Below are 25,228 nucleotides of genomic sequence, written 5' to 3'. Positions count from 1 at the left end.
TCAGGCGGCGTCGCGGTCGGCGCGCGGTGTCACTCCGAACTTGCGGGCATATTCCCGGCTGAACTGGGTCGGGCTTTCATAGCCGACCGCAAAGGCCACACTGGACACCGGGTCGCCACCGCTGCGCAACCGCTGGCGCGCCTCCAGCAGCCGCATGTCCTTGATGTACTGCAAGGGCGTGGTGTTGGTCACCGCGCGGAAATGATCGTGAAAGCTTGACGGGCTCATCCCCGCCAGGGTCGCCAGCTCCGCGACCGAGAAGGCGGTGGTGCAATCGCCCCGAATCCGGGCCAGCACCCGATGGATGCGGCTGGCATGGCTGTCGCGCTGCGCCAGCCGCCGCAACATGCCACCATGCGGTGCGGTGAGCAGGCGATAGTGGATCTCCCGCACGATCATCGGTTCCAGCACCGGCCGATCCTGCGGTGCATCGACCAGCGCAAAGAGCCGGCGCATCGCATCCACCAGCGCCGCGTCCACCGGTCCCGGTTCGATCGCACGCGCCGGCTGTTCCGCCGCTTCGACCACCGGCTCCATCTCCAGCCCCAGGCTGCGCACCAGATCGAGATCGAGCCTCAGCGCCAAGGCCACATAGGGCCTGTGCGGCGAAGCCTCGATCACCCGCGCCCGGGTCGGCAGATCAAGGCTGATGATCACCGCATTACCGGCGGTGAATTCGACCCGCTCGCGGCCCAGATAGCTTTCCTTGCGCCCCTGCAACACCAGACAAACCAGCGGGTGATAGGCCTGCGCTTCCAGCGCCGTCGGCGCCCGCGTACGTACCAGCGTCAGCCCCGCCACCCCGGTGGGAAAGCTGCGATGATCGGCGCCATGCCGATCTGCAAAACGAAGGACCTGCCCGGCCAGGTCAGGATCAGGAAGAGGATTGGACATCTTGGACACCCCGAAGGCTTGCAGAAACGCCACCATTCATAGCCACCACAATAGGCCCCCGTCCCACGTCGCGCCAGACATTCGGAGGATCGGGCAAGATTGCCGGAGGATGAGGCAGGCAGGAATTGCGATCTGCTGCCAGATTGACCGTATCGAACCACAGAGACGGAGTTTCCCCATGACCGGCAAAATCGCCCTCATCACCGGCGGCGGCCGCGGGCTTGGCCGCAATGCCGCCCTTCACCTGGCCCGCGAAGGCCTGGGCATCGTGCTGACCTACAACAGCAACGCCGAGGCCGCCGACACCGTTCTGGCCGAGATCGCCGCGGCAGGCGGCACCGCCGTGGCGCTGCGCCTTGATACCCGCGACACCGCGGGGTTTCAGGAGTTCGCCGACCGGTTGGCAGATAGCCTGCAAACAACCTGGGGGCGGCGCGATTTCGACGCGCTGATCAACAATGCCGGCACCGGCATCGCCAAACTCTTTGCCGAGACGACAGAAGCCGATTTCGATCAACTGATGTCGATCCACCTGCGCGGCCCCTTCTTCCTGACCCAGACCCTGCTGCCGATGATCACCGATGGCGGTCGCATTCTGAACGTCTCGTCCGGCCTGGCCCGCTTCTCGTTGCCGGGCTTCTCCGCTTATGCCGCGATGAAGGGCGGGATCGAGGTTCTGACCCGCTATCTCGCCCGCGAGCTCGGCCCGCGCGGCGTTACGGCGAATGTCATCGCCCCCGGCGCCATCGAGACAGATTTCGCCGGCGGCACCGTGCGCGACAACCCAGAAGCGAACCGCCATGTCGCCCAGATGACGGCGATGGGGCGGGCCGGGTTGCCGGATGACATCGGCGGCGCAATAACCGCACTGCTGACCGGAGACCTGCAGTGGATGACCGGGCAGCGGATCGAGGTATCGGGCGGGCAATTGCTCTGACCTGACCCGCCCGAGCCTCGAGGACGAAGTGAGGCGTCCGAAAATGCAAACGCCCGGCACATCGACCGGGCGTTTCGAAAATGTCCGGGGCGGGCGCCGCAATCAGAGCTGCGCCATCACCTCGTCGGAGGCCTCGAAGTTGGTGGTGACGCGCTGCACGTCATCATCGTCTTCCAGCGCATCGACCAGCTTCATCAGCTTCTGCATGTTCTCGAGATCCATCTCGGTGGTGGTGGTCGGCTTCCACACCAGCTTGGTGCTTTCACTCTCCCCCAGTGCCGCTTCCAGCGCACCGGCCACTTCGCTCAGATCGGTGTCCGCACACCAGATCACATGTTCTTCCTCCGAGCTTTCCACATCTTCGGCGCCCGCCTCGATGGCAGCTTCCATCACGGCGTCGACATCGCCCACGGTGGCGGGATAGGTGATCTCGCCCTTGCGTTCGAACATGAAGCCGACCGAGCCGGTTTCACCCAGGTTGCCACCGTTCTTGGTGAAGGTCGATCGCACGTTCGACGCGGTGCGGTTGCGGTTGTCGGTCATTGCCTCGACGATCACCGCCACGCCGTTCGGGCCATAGCCCTCGTAACGGATTTCTTCGTAATCGTCGCCTTCACCTACCTGGGACTTCTTGATCGCGCGTTCGATCACGTCCTTGGGCACGGATTGCGATTTGGCTTCTTTCACGGCCAACCGCAGACGCGGGTTCTTGTCCGGATCCGGATCGCCCATCTTGGCAGCGACGGTGATCTCTTTGCTAAGCTTTGAAAAGAGCTTCGCACGAACCGCGTCCTGGCGGCCTTTACGATGCTGGATGTTGGCCCATTTGGAGTGCCCGGCCATGGTGCGTCCTCGTCCTGATTTCTGGATTGGCGGTCATATAGCCGCTAGCCCCGCCCCTGATCAACCCGCCCCGCGAAACACCGGGGTTTTGCCGACCGGCACCGCGACAGTTGCCCTTGACCGTGCAGCCGCTAAGCTCGGGCAATGAACACCGATCAGCTCCTCCTCTTCACCATCTTCGCCCTTGTCTTCGTGCTGCTGCTCTGGGGGCGCTTGCGGTATGACATCATCGCCTTTTCGGCATTGCTGACCGGCGTGGTGCTGGGGGTGGTGCCAACCGATCAGGCCTTTTCCGGCTTCGGACATCCGGCAACGCTGGTGGTGGCCCTGGTGCTGATCGTCTCGGCCGGGCTGGTGCGGTCCGGTGCGGTCTATCTGATCACCCGCACCCTGGTCGACGCCTCGCGCAGCCTTGGCGGCCATATCGTGATGATGGGCGGGGTCGGCGCGCTGCTGTCCGCCTTCATGAACAATGTCGCCGCCCTTGCCCTGTTGATGCCGGTCGACATCCAGACCGCGCGCAAGGCCGGGCGTGCCCCTTCCTATACGCTGATGCCGCTGAGTTTTGCCACCATTCTGGGCGGCATGGCCACGCTGATCGGCACGCCGCCCAATATCGTCATCGCCACCATCCGCGAACAGACGCTGGGCGCCTCGTATCACATGTTCGATTTCGCCCCGGTGGGCGGCGTCGCCGCGATCGCCGGGTTGGTCTTCGTGGCGACGCTCGGCTGGCGTTTGATCCCGGATCGCGGCCAGATGGTCAGCGGACCTGCGGAATTCGCCCCCTATATCGCCGAACTGACAGTGCCCGAAGGTTCGCCCCATATCGGCAAGCGGCTCGGCCAGCTTGACGAGGTGGCCGAGAAGACCGATGTGGCGATCCTCGGGCTGATCCGCGGCGGCCAGCGCCGCTATGGCCGGGCGGCGAACGCCCTGCTCGAGGCTGGCGATACGCTGGTGCTCGAAGCGGTGCCCGAGGCCCTGGACGAATTCCGCGCCGCGCTCTCCCTCGCCTTCTCGGATGCCGCGCGGCAGGAAAAGCTGACGGCGGCCGGAGAGGGTCTTGATCTGATCGAGGTCGTGGTGCCCGAAACCGCCCGCATCGCGGGAAAATCGGCGCAGGGCATCGGGCTGGCCTGGCGCCAGAGCACCATCCTGATGGGCATATCCCGCAGCGGTGAGCGCATCGCACGCGAGGTGCGCAAGACCCCGGTGCAGCCAGGCGATATCCTGCTGCTGCTTTGCCCGCGCGACCGGGGACCGGATGTGACGGACTGGCTGGGTTGCCTGCCGCTGGCCCAACGCGGGCTGAGCGTGACCGCCAACGACAAGGTCTGGCTGGCGATCGGGCTGTTCGCGGTGGCGGTTCTGGCGGCAAGCGTCGGGCTGATCTATCTGCCCGTCGCCCTTGGCATCGTGGTCATGGGCTATGCGCTGACCGGCATCCTGCCCTTGCGCGAACTTTACGATCACGTCGAATGGCCTGTGGTGGTGCTGCTGGGGTCGATGATCCCGCTCGGCGCCGCGCTCGACAGCTCCGGCGGCACCAAGTTGATCGCAGACGGGCTGGTGACGCTGACGCAGGGCTGGCCGGCCTGGGCGGTGCTGACGGTGCTGATGGTGGTGACGATGACGCTGTCAGATGTATTGAACAATACCGCCACCACAATCGTTGCCGCACCGGTCGGCATACAGATGGCGCAATCGCTGGGAGTTTCGCCCGATCCCTTTCTGATGGCGGTGGCGGTGGCCGCCTCCTCGGCCTTTCTCACCCCGATCGGGCACAAGAACAACACGCTGATCCTCGGCCCCGGGGGGTATCGCTTTGGCGACTACTGGCGCATGGGGTTGCCGCTGGAAGCGCTGATCATCGCCGTGTCGATCCCGGCGATATTGGTGTTCTGGCCGTTCTGAATGTCATGTGCCCAAGGCCTGCCCCCCTCCATTTCCCGCGCGAAACCCCAGGGTCAGCGTTAGGCCATCTTGTCTATCAGAGGGCAACCGCACCCCAAGTATCGACACCGCCTGCTACCAGCTTCCGCTCGCACCGCCGCCCGAGGATGATCCGCCACCGAAGGACGACCGGCCCGAGCCGGAGGAGGACTCGGTCACCTTCGGGATCGTGCGAAGTTCGGTGTCGTGATAGCCGCAGTTCTGGCAATCATAAGTCAGCCGTTTCTGCCCGGTACTGCTCTCGGTTGCGGCCACCAGGACCTCCGCCGTGGTGCTCAACGTGCGATACTGGCACTTCGGGCAGGCGCCATAGCTTGAAAACCAATTGCCATAGCGGTGGATGTCCATATGACCGCAGCCATCGCAAAGCCAGACGTCGTAATCGACCGACTTGAGGAATTCCTCGAGCTGCTGACCGCCATCGAGATGGGCGTCATCGGCCTCCTCCCCCAGCCGGCGCATGATCCTGCCGCAGGTGGGGCATGGCCGCGGGCGCAGCCGCAGATAACGCCGCACCCCAAGGCCCGCGCCCGCCAGAGGCAGCGCAATGACCGCCCAAAGCCAATCGCCCAGACCGGAGAACCACCGGAGGATCCAATCCCAGCCCTGGCGAAGTGTGCTGTCGTCATAGGTGCCGGGCAAATGCCCGGTGAGGCTGCGGATCGTTTCGCTCACCCCCGCCTCGATCCCGTCCTGATAACGCCCATCGCGGAAATAGGGCAGAAAGCCGGTGTCGATCACCCGCTGCATCCGAGCGTTCCAATCGACGTCATAGCCGGCGCCGATCTCGATCCGCATGACCCGATCATCGCGCGCCACCAGCACCAACACCCCATCGTTGCGCACGGCATTGCCGATGCCCCAGGCGTTGAACAATGCGGTGGCAAAGGGTTCGATCGCCCCGTCATGGCCATACTCGCCAAGGCTCCGGATCGTCAGCACCGTCATTTCGATACCGGTCCGGTCATAAAGCTCGATCAGATCGCCGCGAATGCGGGCGGAGGCCGTGGCGTCCAGAAGCCCCGCGTAATCGTTGACATAGACATCGCGATACCCCGGCAGGCTGCCGCCCTCGGGATTGACCAACCGCAGGGCCTCTGGCCCGGCGAAGGCCGCCGGCGCCTCGGCCGGAGCGCCGGGCAAGGCGCGCCCGCCCCCCGTCAACACCCCGACACCATAGCCCAGAGCCAGCCCGATGACGACCACCACGGCGGCAATCAGCCCGGCGATCTTCAGATCATGGCGTGTCATCTTCGGCGATCTCCCTCGGGGTCTTGCAGCCAATAGCCCTGTCGGTGTGACCCCTCTGCTGCAGCCCCCTGCCCCACCTCAAAGCGGCCAGAACAACGGGATCAGCGCCGAGGCCAAGAGCCCCACGGTCAAGTTCAGCGGGATACCCACCCGCATGAAATCAGTGAACTTGTAGCCGCCCGGCCCATAGACCAGCATATTGGTCTGATAACCGATCGGCGTGGCGAAAGACGCCGAAGCGGCGATCATCACCGCCACTACCAGCGGGCGCGGATCAATGCCCATGGCCTGTGCCAGCCCGATGGCGATGGGAGTGACCACAACGGCGACGGCATTGTTCGAGACCAGCTCCGTCAGAACCGAGGTCAGCAGATAGATCGCCCAGACCACAAGAAACGGCGGCAACATGCCCAGCGCCGGAGAAACCGCTTCGACCACCAAACGCACGGCACCGGAATGTTCCAGCGCGGCCCCGATCGCCAGCATCGAGAAGATCAGTGCCAACAGCCGACCGTCGATGAAAGAGAACGCCTCATCGGCATCAATGCAGCGGGTCAGCAGTACCACCGCCACCGCCAGCACCGACAGGAACAGGATCGGCGCCACACCGAAGGCGGCAAGCGCCACGATTCCCACCAGCGCGCCGATGGCGATCGGCGCATGGCCGCGCCGGAAGGCGCGCGCCGAGGGATGCGAGACATCGACCATCTCCATCTCGGCGGCAAGCCGCTGGATATCGGTCGGCGCCCCCTCGAGCAGCAGCGTATCGCCGACCCGCACCACCAGATCGTCCAGTTGCCGGCCGATGTTCTGGTTGCGCCGGTGAACTGCCAGCACATAGACACCATAGCGGCGGCGCAACCGCATCGCCCCCAAGCTACGCCCGACCATCTTGCAGCCGGGCGAGATCAGCACTTCGACGGTGGAGGTTTCCACTGCGGAAATCTGATCGACGCGCTTGAGCTCCTTGTTGCGCTGAAGACTGAGCAACTCGGTCATCTGGGTCCGGAGCACCACCCGGTCACCAACCTGAAGCGTCACCCCCTTGAGATCGCGGCGCAGCGATTGATCGCCCCGCACCACGTCGATCAGCCGCACTCCTTCACGCTGAAACAATTGCACACCCAGAACCTCGCGGCCGATCAGGTTGCTTTCAGGGGGGATCACCGCCTCGGTGAAGAATTTCATCCGCGACTTGTCACTCAGCAGCCCGGCCATGCTGACCCGCTCGGGCAGCAACCGCGGGCAGACGAAACGGAGGTAGAGCATGCCATAGACCACCAGAACCAGCCCCAGCGGTGTCACCTCGAAGATCGAAAACGGTCTGAGCCCGGCACTGCGGGCGACCCCGTCGACCAGAAGGTTGGTCGAGGTGCCGATCAGCGTCAATGTCCCGCCGAGGATCGCCGCATAGCTGAGGGGGATCAGAAGCCTGCTGGGCGCAACGTTCAGGGTGCGGGAAATTTGGATGAACACCGGAATCATCACCACCACCACCGGCGTGTTCGACACCACTGCAGAGGCCAGAACAACGAAGGCCATCAACAAGCCGATGGCGATCTTCGGACGGGTCTGCGCCTGGGCCCTGGCCTGGTTGGTGAAGGCGTCGAGCGCCCCGGTCCGCACCAGCGCCCCCATGATGATGAACATCGCCGCGATGGTCCAGGGCGCCGGGTTCGACAGTACGCTCAGCGCCGCGTCATAAGGCAGAACTCCGGTGATCAGCATGACTGAAACCCCGGCCAGCGCCACAACTTCGGTCGGATAGCTTTCACGCAGGAACATGACAAACATTCCCGCGACGATCAGCAGCGTCAGAATGGCGCCGCCCGTTTCACTAAGTTGGAAAAACTGCATGCTTCCGGTTCAATGGCCTCGACAAATCCGGCCGCGCGGGCCGGCGGCCAGTTTCTTCGATTGCCCCGGTCGGAGCAAGCGCTTCCTGTCAAACCCGCGGGATGCAACCGGGCCGAATGGCCATTTTCACGCCTCAGGCGCGCCTCAGGGCGCAGCCTGTTCCAGCCGGCCGCCCTGACGGATCATCCGCACCCGCTTGGCCAGCCCGGTGCGATCATCGGTTTCGACATAGACGCCCGACACCGTCGCCTCGCCGGCTGCGGGGGTAAAGCGCGATTTCGGCATCCCGGTGATAAAGCGCCGCATCGGCTCGGCCTTATCCATGCCGATCACTGAATTATAATCGCCGCACATGCCGGCATCGGTCTGAAAGGCGGTCCCGGCGGGCAGGATTTGCGCATCCCCCGTCGGCACATGGGTATGGGTGCCCACGACCAGACTGGCGCGCCCGTCGCAGAAATGCCCCATCGCCATTTTTTCCGAAGTCGCCTCGCAATGGATGTCGACCACCACCGCCTGAGCCAGACCGCCCAGCGGATGCGACTTCAACACCGGTTCCAGCGCCGAAAAAGGATCGTCGAAGGCGCGTTTCATGAACACCTGGCCCAAGACCTGCGCCACCAGCACCTTGCGCCCGCCCGGAGCATTGAACAGCCGATACCCCCGCCCCGGCGCCACCTTGGCGAAATTGATCGGTCGGACGATCCGGCTGTCCTGTTCGATCGCCTGCATCATGTCCTTCTGGTCGAACGCATGATCTCCCAGCGTGACGCAATCGGCCCCCGCATCGAACAGCAGTTTCGCATGCTCGCCACTCAACCCCATGCCGTTCGAGGCATTCTCACCATTGACGATGGCGAAATCAATCTGCCAGTCGCGGCGCAGGCGCGGAAGATGTTCGGAAATCGCCGTGCGGCCCGCGCGGCCCATCACGTCACCGAGATACAGAATTTTCATCCCTGCTTCGTAGGCGCCGCAACGCCCGAGGGCAAGACCCAGCCTCTGGGCCAGCCCGATCCGCCCGGCCCGATCCGTCCAGCCAGCGCTTTCCCCATGGCTGCGATGATGATGCGCCACGACAGGCATCGCGTCGGCGGCAAGAGCCTCAGCCGCGCGCACCACCGGCCTCGGGATCGGAAGAACCGCCCCGGGACGCCAGAACGGCGCGCCATCCAGCTTCGTCCACCGCCCGCAGCCGGGCCAGAGCGGCCTCGGCATTGGCGCGCAGATCGGCCTTGCTCTCTTTCTTCACCACTTCGACGCCGGCGATCAGCTTGTCGATATCAGGCACGGTTTTCCCTGCATCCTCGGCCAGCATCTGCACCGCCTCAAGCAGCTTGCCGAGCTGTTTGCCATAGCTTGCCACCTCGGTCTGGACGCGATCCTCGATCTCCGGCACCCCCTGGATATCGGGAGACAGCACCCGCGGCGCGATCTCTTGCGTCACGTTGCCGGAAAACGGAGCCCGGATGATCGGGGCCCAGATGTCGAAGGGGGAGAACATGAAAACCTCCTGAAAACCGGAAACAACCTGCCCCAGAGTATCGCGGCGCGCCCGCGAATCCCCAAATCAAACCGAACGAGGGAAAACCTACCCGGGAGCCGGCGCGCAATTTGCAGGCAAAGCGGACATGGCGGACCACAGTCTCAGGCGTTCGGCGTCAAGCTTGCTGTTTCCTTGCAAGGGTCTAAGTCTGGACAGGGTCGGCCTCGGCTCACATCCGCTGCGCCCGAGCCAATGCAGCGGCAACCGCGCTCTGGAATGCCATGTCATTGCCTGAGGCCCGGGCGAGGATGATTCCCCCCTGAATCGCGGCCAGAGTGCTGATCGCCTCCTGTCGGGCTTCGGTTTGGGAGCGGGCACCCTCCTGAAGGCATTGCGTCAGCGCTTCACACCAACGGGCAAAATAACCTTCGATACGCTCGGAAAAGCGGTTGCGTACCTCGTCGAGAGCAAAGGCGCCAACAAGGCAAATGCGCTGGCCCGAGTGGAAATAGGCCTCGATGGCCGCAGCCATTTCCGGGAGCGCTTGTTCTGCCGGTTTCTCCTTTAGCGGAACAAAGACATTATCTTCAAACCAGTCGGAAATCTGCGCCAAAACCGCATCGGCCATCTCCTCCTTCCCGCCAGGGAAAAAGTGATAAAGACTGCTCCGCCCCGCACCCGTCTCCTTCGAAATCACGCCAATGCTGGCGCCCTCATATCCATAGCGTCGAAATATCTCGGCCAACTGCGGGATCAGATCGTCCCGTTCCAGATAACTGCGCGCCATCACTGCGTCCTTTTGGGATATTCGGTCCCGTTGAGTCTATGAAACGCCAGGGCGATCATCACCAAGATCACCGATCCAGCCAATACCGGGATGAAGAGGAACCCAAAGCCCGGCGCGGCGGAGAAAACGACAAGGGGATCAGCGCCGGCAGGCGGATGGGTAACGCGCAGGGCAACCATCAAGCCGATGGCACATCCCACAGCGAGCGCCATCGCCCACCATGTCGACGGCAACCAGCCATGCAGCAGAAGCCCAACCAATGTGGCGACGAAATGGCCACCGATCACGTTGATCGGTTGGGACAGTGGCGCTGAGGGGGCCGCGAACAACAGCACGCAACTTGCCCCGAACGGGGCGATCAGCACCGGCATGGCGAATTGATGTGTCAGAAACGCCAGCAAAGCGATCCCGAGAAAGCCACCGACCCCAGCAAGCAGGACGTTCCTGAAGCGAGGCCAAGGTAGACTGGGAGAGAGGAATCTGATCATAGTGTCGACCTGTAACGATCATTTCATTATGAACCAATCGTTACACATTAAAATCGCATGAGGTCAATGACCATTTTCTTCGATAAGCAATAGCCCAATCGCGCACCGAAGCTCCTGTTTCGATGCAGCTTTTCTCGATATTCGGAAAAGCACGCTCGGCGCGACCGGGGTCAGCGGGGTAAACGCCTTCGACGTCTAGACAAATCGTGAGCCGGAAGGGATGCCCTTCGCCAATCGCGACGCAGGACGCGACAGGACACACGCGCGGTCGCGCGCTAGCCTGACGGCTCCTGCCGCCCGCGAAGAAGCTGAGGCGCGCGCAGGTCCAGCACCCGGCTGTCGGTCACGATCAGGTCCAGCGGCTGATCGGTCGGCTCCAGCGGCAGGCTGCCCGCCTCCTGCGCATCATAGGCAAAGCCGATGGCGAGCGTGGCGCGTCGGGCGCGCAACTGCTCCAGCGTGCGATCGTAAAACCCACCGCCATAGCCCAGCCGATTGCCGGCGGCGTCGAAGGCCACCAAGGGCACGATCAGGATTTCCGGCTCGATATACTCTGGCGCCGCAGGGATCCGCGCGCCAAAGGGACCGGCAATCATCTCGCCCCCCGGCTCCCACAGGGCGAAGCGCAGCGGCTGCCCTGCCCCCTCGATCACCGGCACGGCAACGGGGCCATGCGCCGCAGCCTCGGCCATCGCCGGGCGCGGGTCGATCTCGGACCGGATCGGCATGTAGCCCGCCAGCGGCACGCCGCGATAGCCCGCCAGGATCGAACTGAGCAGCCCGGCACGCCCCGCCCCGCCCGCCTCATGCGCGGCCTTGCGGCGGGCGAAGGCCGCGGCGCGCGCGGCGTCTTTCAGCGCCGCCAGATCGCTCACAGCAGCACCACGGTAGCAAGCCCGAGAAAGGCGAAGAAACCTACCACATCGGTCATCGTGGTGACGAAGACACCAGAGGCCAGCGCCGGATCGACACCCAGCTTGTCCAGCAGGATCGGGATCACCACACCGGCCAGCGCCGCCACGAAAAGGTTGATCACCAACGCCGTGCCGATCACCACCCCCAGAAGCGGCGTACTGAAGGCCAGCGCCGTCAGCACCCCCAGCGGGATCGCCAGGGTCAACCCGTTCAACAGCCCCACCAGCATCTCGCGCCGGATCACCCGCCAGGCATTGGCGCGGGTGAGGTCGCGGGTGGCGAGGGCCCGCACCGCCACGGTCAGCGACTGGGTGCCGGCATTGCCGCCCATCGAGGCGACGATCGGCATCAGCACCGCCAGCGCCACCAGCACGGCAATGGTCTGTTCGAACTGGGCAATCACCAGCGCCGCCAGTGCCGCGGTGCCCAGATTGACCACCAGCCAGGGGATCCGCCGTTTGGTGGTGTCGATCACCCGGTCGGAGAGCGAGCTTTCCTCTCCCACCCCGGCCAGACGCAGGATGTCTTCTTCGTTCTCCTCGTCCAGAACGATCATCGCGTCGTCAATGGTGATGACCCCGACCAGCCGGCCATCATCATCCACCACCGGCGCCGAGATCAGGTGATATTGGTTGAAGGCATAGGCCACGTCGGCCTCGTCCTGATCGACGGGGATGATCTGGAACATCTCCTCGGCGATATCCTTCAACGCCACCTCGCGGCGCGACCCCATCAGCTTGCCCAGCGTCACATTGGCCACCGGACGCATCCGCGGATCGACCAGCACGATATGATAGAACTGCTCCGGCAGTTCCTCGGAACTGCGCAGATAATCTATCGCCTGCCCCACGTTCCAATGCTCCGGCGCAAACACTACCTCGCGCTGCATCAAACGGCCGGCGGAATTCTCCGGATAGGTCAGCGCCTGCTGCACCGCCAGCCGGTCCGAGGCCTCGAGAGCGCCCAGGATCGCCTGCTGCTGCGGCCCCTCCAGATCCTCGACCAGATCGACCACATCGTCGCTGTCTAGCTCGCGCACAGCCTCGGCCAGCACCTGCGGATGCAGCAGGTGAATGACCTCTTCGCGCACCCCCTCATCAAGCTCCGAGAGGATCTCCCCGTCGAACTCCCTGCCATAGAGCCGAATCAGCCTCGCCCGGTCATAGGCGTTGATCTGTTCCAGAAGGTCAGCGATGTCGGCCGCATGCAACGGCTCCATCAGGTCGATCAGCTTGTCGCGATCGTCGATGTCCACCGCATAGAGAATCGCGGCAATGGCCCGCCGGTCGAGCGTATAGGCACGTTCGCCGCCCATCTCCTCCTGAGGGATGTCGGTCTCGACCCGGTCGTCGCCTGTGCTCATGCTCACCCCTTTCGGTTCGGATTGGCGGCAAAATAGAAGAAGCTACTACAGAAAAACAATGACAATGGCGTAATTTACCTGAGCAGTCAGCCCCACTACTCTGAAGGCGGTACAGCAATGGCGGAAACGGATCGCAGATGACCCAGGAAATCCTACTGACAGGGCGCGTTCTGTCCTTCGACCGCACACCGTTCGAGACCACGCCCGAGACATCCGCCCGGCTGGACGAGGCGCTGGTGATCCGGGACGGAAGGATCGCCGCGGTCGGTGAGACGGCGGCGCTGGCAGCCGCACACCCGAACGCCAGCCGTCACGACCATGGCCAGCATGTGATCGTGGCTGGTTTTATCGACCCGCATGTGCATTTCCCGCAGACCGCGATGATCGCGAGCTGGGGCAAGCGGCTGATCGACTGGCTGAACAGCTATACCTTCCCCGAAGAAATGCGCTTCGCCAACCCGGCCTATGCGGCTGAAATCGCGGCCAGATACCTCGACCTGACCACGGCAGCGGGCACCACCACCATGTGTTCCTTCTGCACCATCCACCCCGCCAGCGTTGAGGCATTCTTCACCGAAGCCAAGGCGCGCGGCCAAAGGGTGGTGGCGGGCAAGACCTGCATGGACCGCAACGCGCCCGAAGGGCTGCGCGACACCGCACAATCGTCCTATGACGACAGCAAGGCGCTGCTGGAAAAATGGCATGGGGAGGGCCGGATTTCCTATGCCATCACCCCGCGCTTCTCGCCCACCTCGACGGCAGAGCAACTGGAGGCAATGGGCGCGCTCTGGGCCGAACACCCCGAGTGCCTGATGCAGACCCATCTGAGCGAACAGACCGATGAGATCGCCTGGGTGAAGCAGCTCTTCCCCGACGCGCGAGACTATCTCGACACCTACGAATCCTTCGGCCTGCTGGGCGCCAACGGCCTTTATGGCCACGCCATCCACCTCGAGCCGCGCGAAAAGGACCGCCTGCGCGAGGTCGGCGCCGCCCTGGTGCATTGCCCGACCTCGAATACCTTCATCGGCTCGGGCCTGTTCGACATGACCGGGCTGATGGCCGAAGGGCATCGCATTGGGCTGGCCACCGACACCGGCGGCGGATCGAGCTTCTCGATGCTCCGGACCATGGCCGCCGCCTATGAGATCGGCCAGCTGCGCAACAATCCGCTGCATCCGGCGCAACTGCTCTGGCTCGCCACCGTCGGCTCCGCCCGGGCGCTACGGATGGAGGATCGGATCGGCAATATCGCGCCCGGCATGGAGGCCGATCTGGTGGTGCTCAATCTCGCCTCCACCCCCGCCATCGCCCAGCGCGAGGCGGAGGCCGAGGAGCTCTGGGAGGCGATCTTTCCCACCATCATGATGGGCGATGATCGCGCCGTGGCCGAAGTCTGGATCGGCGGGCAGCGGGTGAAATCCTGAGCCTGTGGCGGGGGCTCTGCCCCAGCACCCCCGGGATATTTACAGCCAGAAAAATAAAGCCCCCGCGCGCCACAGATGTCCGCCGAAACCAGATGCGTTTCTCCGCGCCCACAAAGACGCTGACTGCCTTCGATCTGGCGAAAATATCCCGGGGGAGGCCGCAGGCCGGGGGCAGAGCCCCCTGTGCCTCAGCCCTTGAGTGCGGCGGCCAGCCGGTTCTGCCGCGAGATCACCTGAGCCAGGTCGAGCGTGACGATATCGCCATCGCGCACCACCTGACGGCCTTCGACCAGCAGGTGTTTCACCCGCGCGGGCCCCGCCAGCAACAACGCCGCCGGCTCCCAACTGCCAGCGCTGTCGATACCTGTCACGTCCCAGAGCGCGATATCGGCGCGTTTTCCCGGCGCCAGCCGGCCGCAGTCAGGGCGTCCCAGCACATCGGCGCCGCCACGGGTGGCGATTTCCAGTGCCTCGTGCGCACTCATCGCATCGGCGCCGCGGGCAACGCGCTGCAGCAGCATCGCCTGGCGCGCCTCGAGGATCAGGTTGCCGCTGTCGTTGCTGGCCGAACCGTCGACGCCCAGGCCCACCGGCACGCCCGCATCACGCATCGCGCGCAGCGGCGCGATGCCCGATCCGAGACGGCAGTTCGAACAGGGGCAATGCGCCACGCCCGTCCGGGTTCTGGAAAATAGATCAATCTCTTGCGCGTCGAGCTTGACGCAATGGGCATGCCAGACGTCGGGCCCGGTCCAGCCCAGGTCTTCGGCATATTGGCCGGGGCGGCAACCGAAGGTGGCAAGGCTGTAGGCGATATCCTCGTCATTCTCGGCCAGATGGGTATGCAGCATCACCCCCTTGTCGCGCGCCAGAAGGGCGGCGTCGCGCATCAGCTCTCGACTGACCGAAAAGGGGGAGCATGGCGCAATGCCGACACGCACCATCGCCCCCTCACGGGCATCATGAAAGGTGTCGATCACCCGGATGGCGTCGTTCAGGATATCCGCCTCGCGTTCAACCAGGCTGTCGGGCGGCAGCCCGCCGGCGCTTTCGCCGATACTCATGGCGCCCCGGGTCGGGTGAAAGCGCAGCCCGATCTCCGCCGCCGCGGCAATCGTGTCATCGAGCCGGGCGCCGTTCGGGTAGAGATAGAGGTGATCCGAGGTCAGCGTGCAGCCAGAAAGCGCCAGCTCCGCCAACCCGGTGAGGGCGGAGGTATAGACCTCTTCCGGGCCGAAGCGGGCCCAGATCGGATAGAGCGTCTTGAGCCAGCCGAACAGCAGCGCATCCTGGCCGCCGGGCACCGCGCGAGTGAGGCTCTGGTAGAGGTGATGATGGGTATTGACCAGCCCCGGCGTGACGACGCAGCCCGAAGCCTCGATCACCTCCGCTCCCGGGGCGGGCAGATCGGGGCCGATGGCGGCGATGATGCCGCCACGGATCAGGATATCCTCGCCGGAAAGTTCGCGTCCGGCATCATCCATGGTGAGGATGGCAAAGGCATTGCGGATCAGGATGTCAGTCATGTGCACACTCCGTATATGGCCCATTTCGGTGACGAAGTGTGAAAGACGCGCCGACAGAAGACGGGCGAAGGACTCGGCGCCTGCCTGTCCTAGCCGGAGGATCGATTCGCCACAAGCCAAGGGGGGGATCAGATCCGGCGCAGGATCTCCAGCGCCTGGGCGTGCAGCTCCGGATTGGCCGCCGCGAGCAGCCGACCGCCCTGATCGGCCCTCCCCCCCTGCCAGTCGGTCACCACGCCACCGGCGGCCTCGATCACCGCGATGGGGCCCTGGACGTCATAGGGGTTCAGCCCGGCTTCGATCACCAGGTCGATATGGCCGGCGGCCAGAAGCGCATAGGCATAGCAATCCATGCCATAGCGGGTGAGTTTCACCTGACGCGCCACCGTTTCGAAGCCCCTGCGTTCGTCGGTGGTGCCGACTTCGGGGAAGGTGGTGAAAAGGATCGCCTCCTCCAGCCGCGCAGTTGGGCGGGTGCTCAATGTCCGGCGGCCCTGCGGCCCGGTCATCTCAGCCCCCGCCGGGCCGCCGACGAAACGTTCGCCGGTATAGGGCTGGTCGATGATCCCCAGCACCGGCCCGGATGCCTCGGACAGGGCGATCAGCACCCCCCAGGTCGGCGTGCCACTGAGAAACCCGCGGGTTCCGTCAATCGGGTCGAGCACCCAGGTGCGACCGCTGCGGCCTGCTTCGCTGCCGAACTCTTCACCGAGAATACCGTCTTCGGGGCGCAGTTCAGCCAGGACCGTCCGCATTGCCTGTTCGGCGGCACGGTCGGCCTCGGTCACTGGATCAAAACCGCCGATCACCTTGTTGTCAGCGGTCAGATCCGCACGGCGAAAATAAGGCAGGATCACCGCACGGGCGGTATCAGCCAGCTTATGGGCGACATCGAGATCGCCAAGGGCGGAGAGCACGGGATCGGTCATGACGCTCAGGTGCCACGAGGCGGAAACGGATGCAACCCGACACACTCACAAAGGCGGCAAACAGGGCACAGATGCGCGCCCCGCCCCGGACACCCCAGGCAAGGATCGCATCGACGGGCACGGGGGAGAAGACAGACACAAGGGCGAAGACAGCCACCGGGTCATACCACAGCGCCCGACACCCCCGTCAGAGATGCCGGTTCTGTAATTGTCCCGGCCGCACGACCGGGACCGCGCCGCCATTTTCAGGCGACGTCGCTCAACACTCGGGCCAGTTCGAACAGGCGCCGGCGCTGATTTTCCGGAATGGCGTAATAGGAGCGGATCAGATCCAGCGCCTCCTTATCGCCCATCAGATCGGCCGGGATGCTGGCCTTGCCCGCCGGTTGCTTCTCGGTCTCGTCCAGACCTTCGAAGAAGAAGCTCACCGGAACATCCAGTGCATCGGCGATATCCCAGAGCCGGGACGCGCTGATCCGGTTCGCACCGGTCTCGTACTTCTGAATCTGCTGAAACTTGATACCGACCTTTTCGGCCAGTTGCTGCTGGGTCATCCCCACCAGCCAGCGGCGGTGTCGGACCCGTTTGCCCACATGAACGTCAACGGGATGGGTCATGGGCTTCTCCTTACGTTAATTTACGAGCCGGACAAAGGCCAAGACGCCTCTCCGCTGCCCTTGCTTGCGGCGTTCCCGTGCGGTTCCCCTCCCCACTGCACGCCATTTGCACCCGCTGAGTGAATAGTACGGGCTTTTCCGATAAGCGCAAGTCAGTTGATTTAGAACTAATATATCTTTCCCTATGGTTGTACGTTCCAAAATCACGCGACGTGACGCAATCATAGGTTCGCTCGAGGCCGGGCATGTGACATAGAATTCCCTATTGCCGTTTATGTGAATGACAACAGGGGGAAATTTCATGCGCGCCTATCATCTGACCTCAGCCGGAGGCCAGGCTCGGCTTACCGATCTTCCAGATCCGGTTCCCGGGCCAGGCCAGATCGGGGTCACAATCCGCGCATGCGGACTGAATTTCGCCGATCTATTGATGCTGAAAGGCACGTATCAGGACACGCCGTCCCTGCCCTTTACCCCGGGGATGGAGATCGCCGGCGTGATCGATTCGCTGGGCACGGGCGTGACCGGCCTGACGCCCGGCGACCGGGTCGCGATCTACAGCGGCCAGGGCGGTCTGGCCCAAAGAGGGGTGTTTGATGCCGCTCGCGTGGTAAAAATCCCCGATGAAATGCCTTTCGAGCATGCTGCCGCCTTTCAGATCGCCTATGGAACCAGCCATATGGCGCTGGATTATCGTGCCCGGCTGCAGCCCGGGGAAACCCTGCTTGTCACCGGCGCGGCCGGTGGCGTCGGGCTGACGGCGGTCGAGATCGGCAAGCTGATGGGCGCCACGGTGATCGCCCAGGCCCGCGGGGACGACAAGCTGGCGGTGGCCAAGGCCGCCGGCGCTGATCACCTGATCGGAGCAGATGAAGACCTGCGTGCCCGGGTGCTGGAGCTGGGCGGCGCCGATGTTGTCTATGACGCGGTGGGCGGGGAGCTGTGGAAAGCCGCCTTTCGCGCCTGCAACCCCGAGGCGCGGCTGCTGCCGATCGGCTTTGCCAGCGGCGAGGTGCCGCAAATCCCCGCCAATCATATTTTGGTGAAGAACCTGACGGTGATCGGATTTTACATCGGCGGATATCTGAAATTCCGCCCCGAGGCAGTGACGCAAAGCCTGGCCACCCTGATCGGCTGGTATCTGCAGGGTCGGCTGAAGCCGCATGTCAGCAACCTCCTGCCGCTCGACCAGGTCGAGGAAGGGCTGGCGTTGCTACGCGACCGGCGGTCAACCGGCAAGGTGGTGATCACCATGTAATCGGCCATCGCCCCGAGATCGCCGGCGCGGTGGTCTCAGCCGGCGGCGCGCATCGGCCGCAGCGCATCAAATCCCTGACGGATCAGCCCGGCCAGCGTCGCGACATATTCGGCGCGCACCCGCTCCGCCCCGTACATGTTGATGTCCTGCACCGGCAGCGGCGGCAAGGTGCCGCCGTGGTCGATCACCTCCTGATGTTCCGGCTGGGTCCCCTCCAGCAGCACCCCTACCGCCAGATCGGCGCTGACCGTCGCCTCGACGGTGCGATCGGAATCGCTGTCCAGCGCCGCCTCCCAGACGATCCCCTCATCCTCCAGCGCCGCGATCGAGACGGTGCGGAAAATGCAATGGCGGCAAAACCCGATCCGCAGCGGCCGCTGCCGCCAGGCCGATCCGTTGCGCGCGCCCACCCAGCGCAGCGGCATCCGGTGAATGGTCTCGCCGCCCTCGCCCATGCCGGTCTCGGTCGTCAGGATCAGATCGAAGGCGCCCTGGGCGAAATCCGCCTTCAACTGCCGGGTGTTCGACGTCACCAGATTGACATTGACCCTAGGGTATACAGCGTTGAACCGCTGCATCACCCGCGGGATCACCGGATAGACGATATCATGCGGCACGCCGAGCAAGACCTCTCCCTCAAAGGCCTGATCGGTCAGCCGGGCCATCACCTCGTCGTTCAGCGACACCATCCGGCGCGCATACCCCAAAAGCTGCTCTCCCGCCGGGGTCAGCGCGATGCTGCGGCCCGAGCGATCCAGCAAATCCAGCCCCAACAGCTCCTCCAACCGCTTCAACTGCATCGAGACCGCCGATTGGGTCAGATGCAGGAAGCCCGCCGCCTTGGTGACGCCGCCATAATCGGCCACCGCGACAAAAGAGCGGAGCGTTGTCAGATCGAGATTCCTCATGATCACAAACCCTGATGAATGAAATCAAAAACATTCGTTTTCAAAATGGATCACACCTCGCCATATAGATCAAGAAATTTGATCCAACCAACCGAAGCATCACAATCCTGGAAGGAGATGAGACATGACCTTCATAACCACCTCCGCCGGCCGGCGCAGAGCCTGGCTTCGTCCGCTGGCCCGCCTGGTCCACCTGTTCGCCGTACATCGCCAGCGTCGCGCGCTGTTGAAACTGGATGATCGAGCGCTGGAAGATATCGGTATCAGCCGCAAAGAAGCCCGCGCCGAGGCAAGCCGGTCGTTCTGGGACGCCCCGGAAACCTGGCGCTGCTGATGCTGCAGCCCCCCGGGCACCGGTTCCCTCCCCGAACCGTCAACAGCACCGCCTGTCCCGCCGCCGACCGGGACTGACAGGCCGCCACCCCGCCGGGTGTGCGGTCTGTCTGGTTTCAGCCCGCTCCCCCCTCCGCCTTCCCGTTGATTCGATGCCTGATTCGCGCATAGGGCGAATCACACTGGTCCGGCCAAGCTGTCGCAACTTGTCGAAATTGCGCCCTAACTCCTTGAAAAGCTGACCCACCTCTCCGATATTGGGGGCAATTGCCGGTGCTCTTGCGGGACCGGTTCCAACGGTTTTTTACTGGAGACCATCAATGGCTGAATTCGACACGATCAGGACGTCTGCCGGCGCACGCAGCGCCCAGATTGACGAGGGCCTCCGCGCTCATATGAACAAGGTCTACGGCACCATGTCCGTGGGCATGCTGCTGACCTTCCTTGTGGCCTGGGCCGTGGGCACCAGCCCCGAGCTGCTCGGCGTTTTCCGCGATCCGCTGACGCTGCGCCCGAATATGCTGGGCTGGGTGGTGATGTTCGCCCCGCTGATCATGGTCTTTGCCTTCAGCGCCGCGCTGAACCGCCTGTCCGCCGCTGGCGCGCAGCTGTTCTTCTATGCCTTCGCCGCCGTTATGGGCCTGAGCCTGAGCTGGATCTTCGTGGCCTTCACCGGTTTCTCGATCGCCCAGGTCTTCTTGGTGACCTCGATCGCCTTCGCTGGCATGTCGCTGTTCGGCTATGTGACCAAGAAGGACCTGTCCGGCATGGGCACCTTCCTGATGATGGGCGTGATCGGCCTGGTCGTGGCCTCGATCATCAACATCTTCCTCGGCTCGCCGGCGATCATGTTCGCGATCTCGATCATCGGCGTGCTGATCTTCGCCGGTCTCACCGCTTATGACACCCAGAACATCAAGGGCGTCTACCTGCAACATGCCCACTCCGGCGACCGTGAGTGGCTGGGCAAGGCCGCAATCATGGGCGCGCTGCAGCTCTACCTGGACTTCATCAACATGTTCATGTTCCTGCTGCAACTGCTGGGCAACCGCGAATAAGCCGCAGGGAATATCCCAAAGCTGAAGGGCCGGTCGATGGACCGGCCCTTTTTCTATGCGACGGGAGTGTTCCTCTCGGCGGCAAGGATGTCTCAGTCCCCCAGCACACGGGCGAAACATGACCGCGATCAAAGCCCCAGCATAACCGGCAACCATGGCGACGGACCAGCACGCCAGCCTGCCCCGTCGATCCACGCGGCCCCTGCTGCCACCCGCGCCAGATCGCACCACAACCCCGGAAAACAGACCGGCGCCGAAGGCTCTCCCGCACGCTGGGAAAGCCGCGACAGCCTCCTGAGCACCGGCGCGGAGGCACTGCCCCGAGCCCCCGGCTTGCCCCAGGCACCCAGACAAATCGGCCTATCACAAAGCAAAAAGGCCGCGCTTGCGCACGGCCTCAGCTTCCGGTCGAACCGGCATGGAAAGGCGATCTTACTTGATCTTGCCTTCCTTGTACTCGACATGCTTACGAGCAACCGGATCGTATTTCCGCACCGCCATTTTCTCGGTCATGGTGCGGGCGTTTTTCTTGGTCACATAGAAGTGGCCGGTGCCTGCGGTCGAGTTCAGGCGGATTTTGATGGTGGTCGGCTTCGCCATTGGGTCTCTCCTGCGCCGGGCACAGCCGCGCCCGTAGAATTCTCATGAAGCCTGCCTTTTACTCAGGTCTGGCTCCGAGTCAACCGCGTTTTCGCGAATTCCGCAACATCCCGGCCCACAAACCCTGCAGCACCGGCTACCCGGCGCCCGAAGCGGGCCAGAATCCTTCTCGGGTCCTTCTCTGGCCACCCCGATCCGGGGAGAAATCCATGCGCGGAGGGCCTGTAAGCCGGATTTTGTTCAGGGGCCAAGGCCCCGTCGACGACCATTCATCTGGGACGCGACTCGCGCCGCGCCTCCTGCTGCCAACCCGACCCCTCTCGGCTGAAGCGAGCCTAGCGGCGGTTTCCCTTTCGGGGACCTGACCGCGCGGGGGTCCTATTCGGCATTGCTCCCGGTGGGGCTTGCCATGCCGCCCCTGTTGCCAGGGGCGCGGTGGGCTCTTACCCCACCGTTTCACCTTTTCCGCCCCGGAGGACGGTAGTCTGTTCTCTGTGGCGCTTTCCGTCGGGTTACCCCGCCCGGGCGTTACCCGGCACCGTTGCTTCAGGGAGTCCGGACTTTCCTCGACGGCACGAGACCGCCGCGGCCATCCGGCCCTCCGCGCGAGGTGCAGATAAGGGCGATGGAGGGGGCAGGTCAATGGGGATCGTTTCCGGAGGGTTCGTCCCTACCCGTCTCTGCCCGGGCGGCTTCTTCCCGGGCCCCAGGCCCCGAAGAGGGCGCCCCAGCGCCCGGCTTGAGAGGCCGGCTCAGGCCAATGCGGCCCGTGCCGCGACAAACCCCGCCAAGGCGTCCATATCGCCCTGGACAAGCCTCCCCCGGCCCCAGGGCCGCAAACGGTGGCGTATCGCCTCGAGCAGCTCCTCCGGGTCACCGTCAGCGGGGTATCCGGCCGCAACGGCCAGTGCCCGAAATCCCTCGGGCGTCACCGCCCCGCCCCGCCCGGGCCGATGCGCCAGCGCGAGCCCCTGCCGCGCCAGCCGGGCCCAGTCGAACCGCGGCCCCGGATCACGCTTGCGCCCCGGTGCCATGTCGGAATGGCCGATCACCCCCGCCGGGCCAATGCCCCAGCGCGCCATGATCCCAGGCAACAGCGCCTCCAGCGCCGCCATTTGCGGTTCGGAAAACGGATGATCGCCGCGATTGTCCAGCTCGATGCCGATCGAGCGGGAATTCACATCCTCCCGCCCGGCCCAGCACCCGGCACCGGCGTGCCAGGCCCGCGCCGCTTCGTCGACCATCTGCCAGAGCTGCCCGTCGGCTCCGATCAGATAATGCGCAGAGACCTCCGCCAGAGGGTCACAGAGCCGCTCCAGCGCCGCCGCCGCGCTCTCCATCGCGGTATAGTGCAAAACGATCAGGGACGGGCTTAACCCGTCCCTGCGCACCCCAAAATTGGGGGAAGGATGCCAGTGCGGCAGGGCCACGTCGCGCGCCTCAGTCGCCCGCATGGCCAGAGGTCGATCCGGCATTGGCCGCAGCGCCCGCGATCGCGGCCTGGCGGAACGGCGCGGGATCCCAATTACAGGCGAAACCGTCGCCATCGGGATCAAGCCCGAGCCGGTCGCGCGTCGGCCCGCCCCGTTCGAGAAAGGCCATCTGCGCCAGATCAGCAGAGCCGTATTTCGCGCAATTTCGCGCCGCCCGCCCCGGCAGTTTCAACGGCGAACGGGAATAAAGCTGCATGCCGCGCGGATTGGTGGTGCTCAACGCATATTGAACGATATTCGGGCCAGTCTCATCACTGCGCCGGGGCAGCGCGGTGGGTTCGACTTCCTGATATTGCGCCCGGTTGCGGGCAATCCTTTCGGCATCGCTCTGGATGCTTTCGCGGCTGGAAACGGCCTTGAAGTCATTCTCGTCGGACAGACCGACCGCCCCGTTGCCCGCACTGGCAACCGCCGACGCAGGCGCGGCGGGAATTGCCTGCAACGGCACCCCCGGATCGGCGGCGGCAGGCGCCTCTCCCAGTGCGGCGGCGGCTTCGCGGGCGATCTCGGCGGCGCTGTCATCCGCCGCAGCAGAGTGCTGGATCACCGGCGCCTGGGTCGGCAGGGTCCCCGCCGCGGCCAGCGGCTCGGAAGACACCGCCACGGGGGGCGCCACCGAAGCCGATGTCGCACCACCGGCAAGCGCCGCATCACGGGCCCGCCGGTCCTGCAGGGAATTATTGTACCCGATCCCGGCACCACTGTCGGGAACCGCCGGAGCGCAGGCGCTCAATCCACCCAGAATGAGCGCCGCATAGAGATATCGCATGGCTTCCGTCCTGCCGTTCCTGATCTTGCAGGACGGGGTTTTACCACCATTTCCCCGGCTTGGCCACAAAGCCCGCCGCCTGCTCCAGCGCATAGGCGGTGTTCAGCAGATCGCCTTCCTCCCAGGGCCGACCGATCAGTTGCAGCCCCAAGGGCAGCCCCTGCGCGTCGAGCCCGGTGGGCACCGAAATCCCCGGCAGACCGGCCAGGTTCACCGTCACCGTGAAGACGTCGTTCAGGTACATCTTGACCGGATCGGTATCCGCCATCTCGCCCAGACCGAAGGCGGCCGAGGGCGTGGCCGGCGTCAGGATCGCGTCGACGCCAGCGGCAAAGGCGTCCTCGAAGTCCTTCTTGATCAGGGTGCGGACCTTGCGGGCGCGGTTGTAATAGGCGTCATAGAAGCCCGCCGACAGCACATAGGTGCCGACCATGACGCGGCGCTGCACCTCGGCCCCGAAGCCCTCGGCGCGGGTCTTTTCATACATCTCGGTGATACCGTCGCCGACAGCGAGCTTGGCGCGATGGCCATAGCGCACGCCGTCATAGCGGGCGAGGTTCGAGGAGGCTTCGGCCGGGGCGATCACGTAATAGGCCGGCAGCGCGTATTTGGTGTGCGGCAGCGAGATATCGACGATCTCGGCACCGGCATCGCGCAGCATGGCGGCGCCGTCGGACCACAGTTTCTCGATCTCGGCCGGCGTGCCGTCCATCCGGTATTCCCGGGGGATACCGATCTTCTTGCCCTTGATATCGCCGGTCAGCATCGCCTCGAAATCCGGCACCGCCAGATCGGCCGAGGTCGAATCCTTCGGATCGTGCCCGGCCATGGTGCCCAGCATGATGGCCGCATCGCGCACCGATTTGGTCATCGGCCCGGCCTGATCGAGCGAAGACGCGAAGGCGACAATGCCCCAGCGCGAGCAGCGCCCATAGGTGGGCTTGATCCCAACGGTGCCGGTGAAGGCCGCCGGCTGACGGATCGAACCGCCGGTATCGGTGCCGGTCGCCGCAAGGCAGAGATCGGCCGCCACGGCGGCAGCAGATCCACCGGAGGACCCGCCCGGGGTCAGCGCCGCATCGTCCCCCGCGCGCCGCCAGGGGCTGGTCACATCGCCATAGGTCGAGGTCTCGTTCGATGAGCCCATGGCGAACTCATCCATGTTGAGCTTGCCCAGCATCACCGCACCGGCGCCGAACAGCTTCTGCGTCACTGTCGATTCATATTGCGGCAGGAAGCCTTCGAGAATGCGGCTCGCCGCCTGGCTCGGCACACCCTTGGTGCAAAAGAGATCCTTTATCCCCAGCGGCAGACCACACATGGCGGGCGCCTCTTCGCTGCCCTTCAGGCGCGCATCGGCGGCCTTGGCCTGTTCCAGCGCCAGTTCCGGCGTCTTGTGGACAAAGGCGTTCAGGGCTCCGGCGCCTTCGATCGCACCCAGACAGGCTTCGGTCAGTTCGACCGAGGTGACATCGCCCTTGCGCAGCGCGTCGCGCGCCTCGGCCAGACCCAGCTTGTTCAGATCGCTCATGT

Annotated in this window: 24 protein-coding genes and 1 other RNA gene; 6 read left to right on the top strand and 19 right to left on the bottom strand. The window is 64.5% G+C overall.

Features of this window, described 5'->3' with window-relative positions; genetic code table 11:
- Positions 1–894, bottom strand: a complete 894-nt coding sequence (locus tag G455_RS0110265; RefSeq protein WP_035366580.1) for an AraC family transcriptional regulator — start codon at positions 892–894, stop codon at positions 1–3.
- Positions 895–1,072: 178 nt separating this feature from the next.
- Between G455_RS0110265 and G455_RS0110260 the strand changes: the two genes are divergently transcribed.
- Complete coding sequence (locus G455_RS0110260) at positions 1,073–1,831, top strand: SDR family NAD(P)-dependent oxidoreductase (protein ID WP_028093623.1); 759 nt, start codon at positions 1,073–1,075, stop codon at positions 1,829–1,831.
- 102 nt (positions 1,832–1,933) lie between these two features.
- Here G455_RS0110260 and G455_RS0110255 read toward each other — a convergent pair whose 3' ends face one another.
- Entirely contained in the window at positions 1,934–2,674 is a 741-nt protein-coding gene (locus G455_RS0110255; protein ID WP_028093622.1) for a YebC/PmpR family DNA-binding transcriptional regulator, read from the bottom strand.
- Positions 2,675–2,818: 144 nt separating this feature from the next.
- On the opposite strand from G455_RS0110255, the gene G455_RS0110250 reads away from it, so the two are divergent.
- Complete coding sequence (locus tag G455_RS0110250) at positions 2,819–4,591, top strand: SLC13 family permease (RefSeq protein ID WP_028093621.1); 1,773 nt, start codon at positions 2,819–2,821, stop codon at positions 4,589–4,591.
- Between the two features lie 114 nt (positions 4,592–4,705).
- On the opposite strand, the gene G455_RS25565 is transcribed toward G455_RS0110250, so the two are convergent.
- The 8 genes from G455_RS25565 to mgtE all read right to left on the bottom strand — a co-directional run bounded on the left by G455_RS25565 (position 4,706) and on the right by mgtE (position 12,777).
- Complete coding sequence (locus G455_RS25565) at positions 4,706–5,881, bottom strand: TPM domain-containing protein (protein WP_051312361.1); 1,176 nt, start codon at positions 5,879–5,881, stop codon at positions 4,706–4,708.
- Positions 5,882–5,959: 78 nt separating this feature from the next.
- The gene (locus G455_RS0110240; protein WP_028093620.1) at positions 5,960–7,738 is read right to left on the bottom strand and encodes an SLC13 family permease; all 1,779 of its coding nucleotides are present in this window, start codon (positions 7,736–7,738) and stop codon (positions 5,960–5,962) included.
- A gap of 144 nt (positions 7,739–7,882) precedes the next feature.
- Positions 7,883–8,695: a TIGR00282 family metallophosphoesterase gene (locus tag G455_RS0110235; protein WP_028093619.1), complete on the bottom strand. Its 813-nt coding sequence runs from the start codon at positions 8,693–8,695 to the stop codon at positions 7,883–7,885.
- Positions 8,696–8,843: 148 nt separating this feature from the next.
- Positions 8,844–9,242, bottom strand: a complete 399-nt coding sequence (locus tag G455_RS25560; protein WP_051312359.1) for a hypothetical protein — start codon at positions 9,240–9,242, stop codon at positions 8,844–8,846.
- A 211-nt stretch (positions 9,243–9,453) separates the two neighbouring features.
- The gene (locus G455_RS0110225) at positions 9,454–10,011 is read right to left on the bottom strand and encodes a TetR/AcrR family transcriptional regulator (protein ID WP_028093618.1); all 558 of its coding nucleotides are present in this window, start codon (positions 10,009–10,011) and stop codon (positions 9,454–9,456) included.
- A complete protein-coding gene (locus tag G455_RS0110220; RefSeq protein WP_028093617.1) occupies positions 10,011–10,499 on the bottom strand; it encodes an HPP family protein in 489 nt (162 codons plus the stop codon). The genes G455_RS0110225 and G455_RS0110220 overlap by 1 nt, the downstream gene beginning before the upstream one ends.
- A gap of 275 nt (positions 10,500–10,774) precedes the next feature.
- A complete protein-coding gene (locus G455_RS23780) occupies positions 10,775–11,374 on the bottom strand; it encodes a 5-formyltetrahydrofolate cyclo-ligase (RefSeq protein ID WP_051312357.1) in 600 nt (199 codons plus the stop codon).
- Positions 11,371–12,777, bottom strand: a complete 1,407-nt coding sequence (mgtE, locus tag G455_RS0110210) for a magnesium transporter (protein ID WP_028093616.1) — start codon at positions 12,775–12,777, stop codon at positions 11,371–11,373. The genes G455_RS23780 and mgtE overlap by 4 nt, the downstream gene beginning before the upstream one ends.
- 137 nt (positions 12,778–12,914) lie before the next feature.
- Here mgtE and guaD point away from each other — a divergent pair, with 137 nt between their 5' ends.
- Positions 12,915–14,204, top strand: a complete 1,290-nt coding sequence (guaD, locus tag G455_RS0110205; protein ID WP_028093615.1) for a guanine deaminase — start codon at positions 12,915–12,917, stop codon at positions 14,202–14,204.
- A 188-nt stretch (positions 14,205–14,392) separates the two neighbouring features.
- On the opposite strand, the gene G455_RS0110200 is transcribed toward guaD, so the two are convergent.
- The 3 genes from G455_RS0110200 to G455_RS0110190 all read right to left on the bottom strand — a co-directional run bounded on the left by G455_RS0110200 (position 14,393) and on the right by G455_RS0110190 (position 17,276).
- On the bottom strand, positions 14,393–15,730 hold the full coding sequence (locus G455_RS0110200) for an 8-oxoguanine deaminase (RefSeq protein WP_028093614.1): 1,338 nt from the start codon (positions 15,728–15,730) through the stop codon (positions 14,393–14,395).
- A 128-nt stretch (positions 15,731–15,858) separates the two neighbouring features.
- A complete protein-coding gene (gene hisN, locus G455_RS0110195) occupies positions 15,859–16,659 on the bottom strand; it encodes a histidinol-phosphatase (protein ID WP_028093613.1) in 801 nt (266 codons plus the stop codon).
- Positions 16,660–16,904: 245 nt separating this feature from the next.
- A complete protein-coding gene (locus tag G455_RS0110190) occupies positions 16,905–17,276 on the bottom strand; it encodes a helix-turn-helix domain-containing protein (protein ID WP_028093612.1) in 372 nt (123 codons plus the stop codon).
- 301 nt (positions 17,277–17,577) lie between these two features.
- On the opposite strand from G455_RS0110190, the gene G455_RS0110185 reads away from it, so the two are divergent.
- The gene (locus tag G455_RS0110185; protein WP_028093611.1) at positions 17,578–18,534 is read left to right on the top strand and encodes an NADPH:quinone oxidoreductase family protein; all 957 of its coding nucleotides are present in this window, start codon (positions 17,578–17,580) and stop codon (positions 18,532–18,534) included.
- Between the two features lie 35 nt (positions 18,535–18,569).
- On the opposite strand, the gene G455_RS0110180 is transcribed toward G455_RS0110185, so the two are convergent.
- Positions 18,570–19,442: a LysR family transcriptional regulator gene (locus tag G455_RS0110180; protein ID WP_028093610.1), complete on the bottom strand. Its 873-nt coding sequence runs from the start codon at positions 19,440–19,442 to the stop codon at positions 18,570–18,572.
- A 124-nt stretch (positions 19,443–19,566) separates the two neighbouring features.
- Here G455_RS0110180 and G455_RS0110175 point away from each other — a divergent pair, with 124 nt between their 5' ends.
- Together G455_RS0110175 and G455_RS0110170 are read left to right on the top strand one after the other, a co-directional pair.
- Entirely contained in the window at positions 19,567–19,776 is a 210-nt protein-coding gene (locus G455_RS0110175; protein WP_028093609.1) for a DUF1127 domain-containing protein, read from the top strand.
- 319 nt (positions 19,777–20,095) lie between these two features.
- The gene (locus tag G455_RS0110170) at positions 20,096–20,833 is read left to right on the top strand and encodes a Bax inhibitor-1/YccA family protein (RefSeq protein WP_028093608.1); all 738 of its coding nucleotides are present in this window, start codon (positions 20,096–20,098) and stop codon (positions 20,831–20,833) included.
- A 432-nt stretch (positions 20,834–21,265) separates the two neighbouring features.
- Here G455_RS0110170 and rpmG read toward each other — a convergent pair whose 3' ends face one another.
- From rpmG to gatA, 5 genes are all read right to left on the bottom strand, one after another.
- Positions 21,266–21,433, bottom strand: a complete 168-nt coding sequence (gene rpmG / locus G455_RS0110165; protein ID WP_028093607.1) for a 50S ribosomal protein L33 — start codon at positions 21,431–21,433, stop codon at positions 21,266–21,268.
- 209 nt (positions 21,434–21,642) lie between these two features.
- Positions 21,643–22,038: RNase P RNA component class A (rnpB, locus tag G455_RS25570), an RNA gene on the bottom strand.
- Between the two features lie 147 nt (positions 22,039–22,185).
- Positions 22,186–22,887, bottom strand: coding sequence for an N-acetylmuramoyl-L-alanine amidase (locus G455_RS23775; protein ID WP_051312355.1), 702 nt, complete (start codon positions 22,885–22,887; stop codon positions 22,186–22,188).
- Positions 22,874–23,695 carry a hypothetical protein gene (locus G455_RS23770; RefSeq protein WP_051312353.1) on the bottom strand — a complete coding sequence of 274 codons (822 nt, stop codon included), beginning with the start codon at positions 23,693–23,695 and terminating at the stop codon, positions 22,874–22,876. The genes G455_RS23775 and G455_RS23770 overlap by 14 nt, the downstream gene beginning before the upstream one ends.
- A gap of 40 nt (positions 23,696–23,735) precedes the next feature.
- On the bottom strand, positions 23,736–25,226 hold the full coding sequence (gatA, locus tag G455_RS0110150) for an Asp-tRNA(Asn)/Glu-tRNA(Gln) amidotransferase subunit GatA (protein WP_028093606.1): 1,491 nt from the start codon (positions 25,224–25,226) through the stop codon (positions 23,736–23,738).
- Between the last annotated feature and the right edge of the window lie 2 nt (positions 25,227–25,228).

Source organism: Pseudodonghicola xiamenensis DSM 18339, assembly GCF_000429365.1.
Classification (GTDB): Bacteria; Pseudomonadota; Alphaproteobacteria; order Rhodobacterales; family Rhodobacteraceae; genus Pseudodonghicola; species Pseudodonghicola xiamenensis.
Note: the sequence above shows the minus strand (reverse complement) of the source record. Positions and strands in the feature narration are given on the sequence as shown.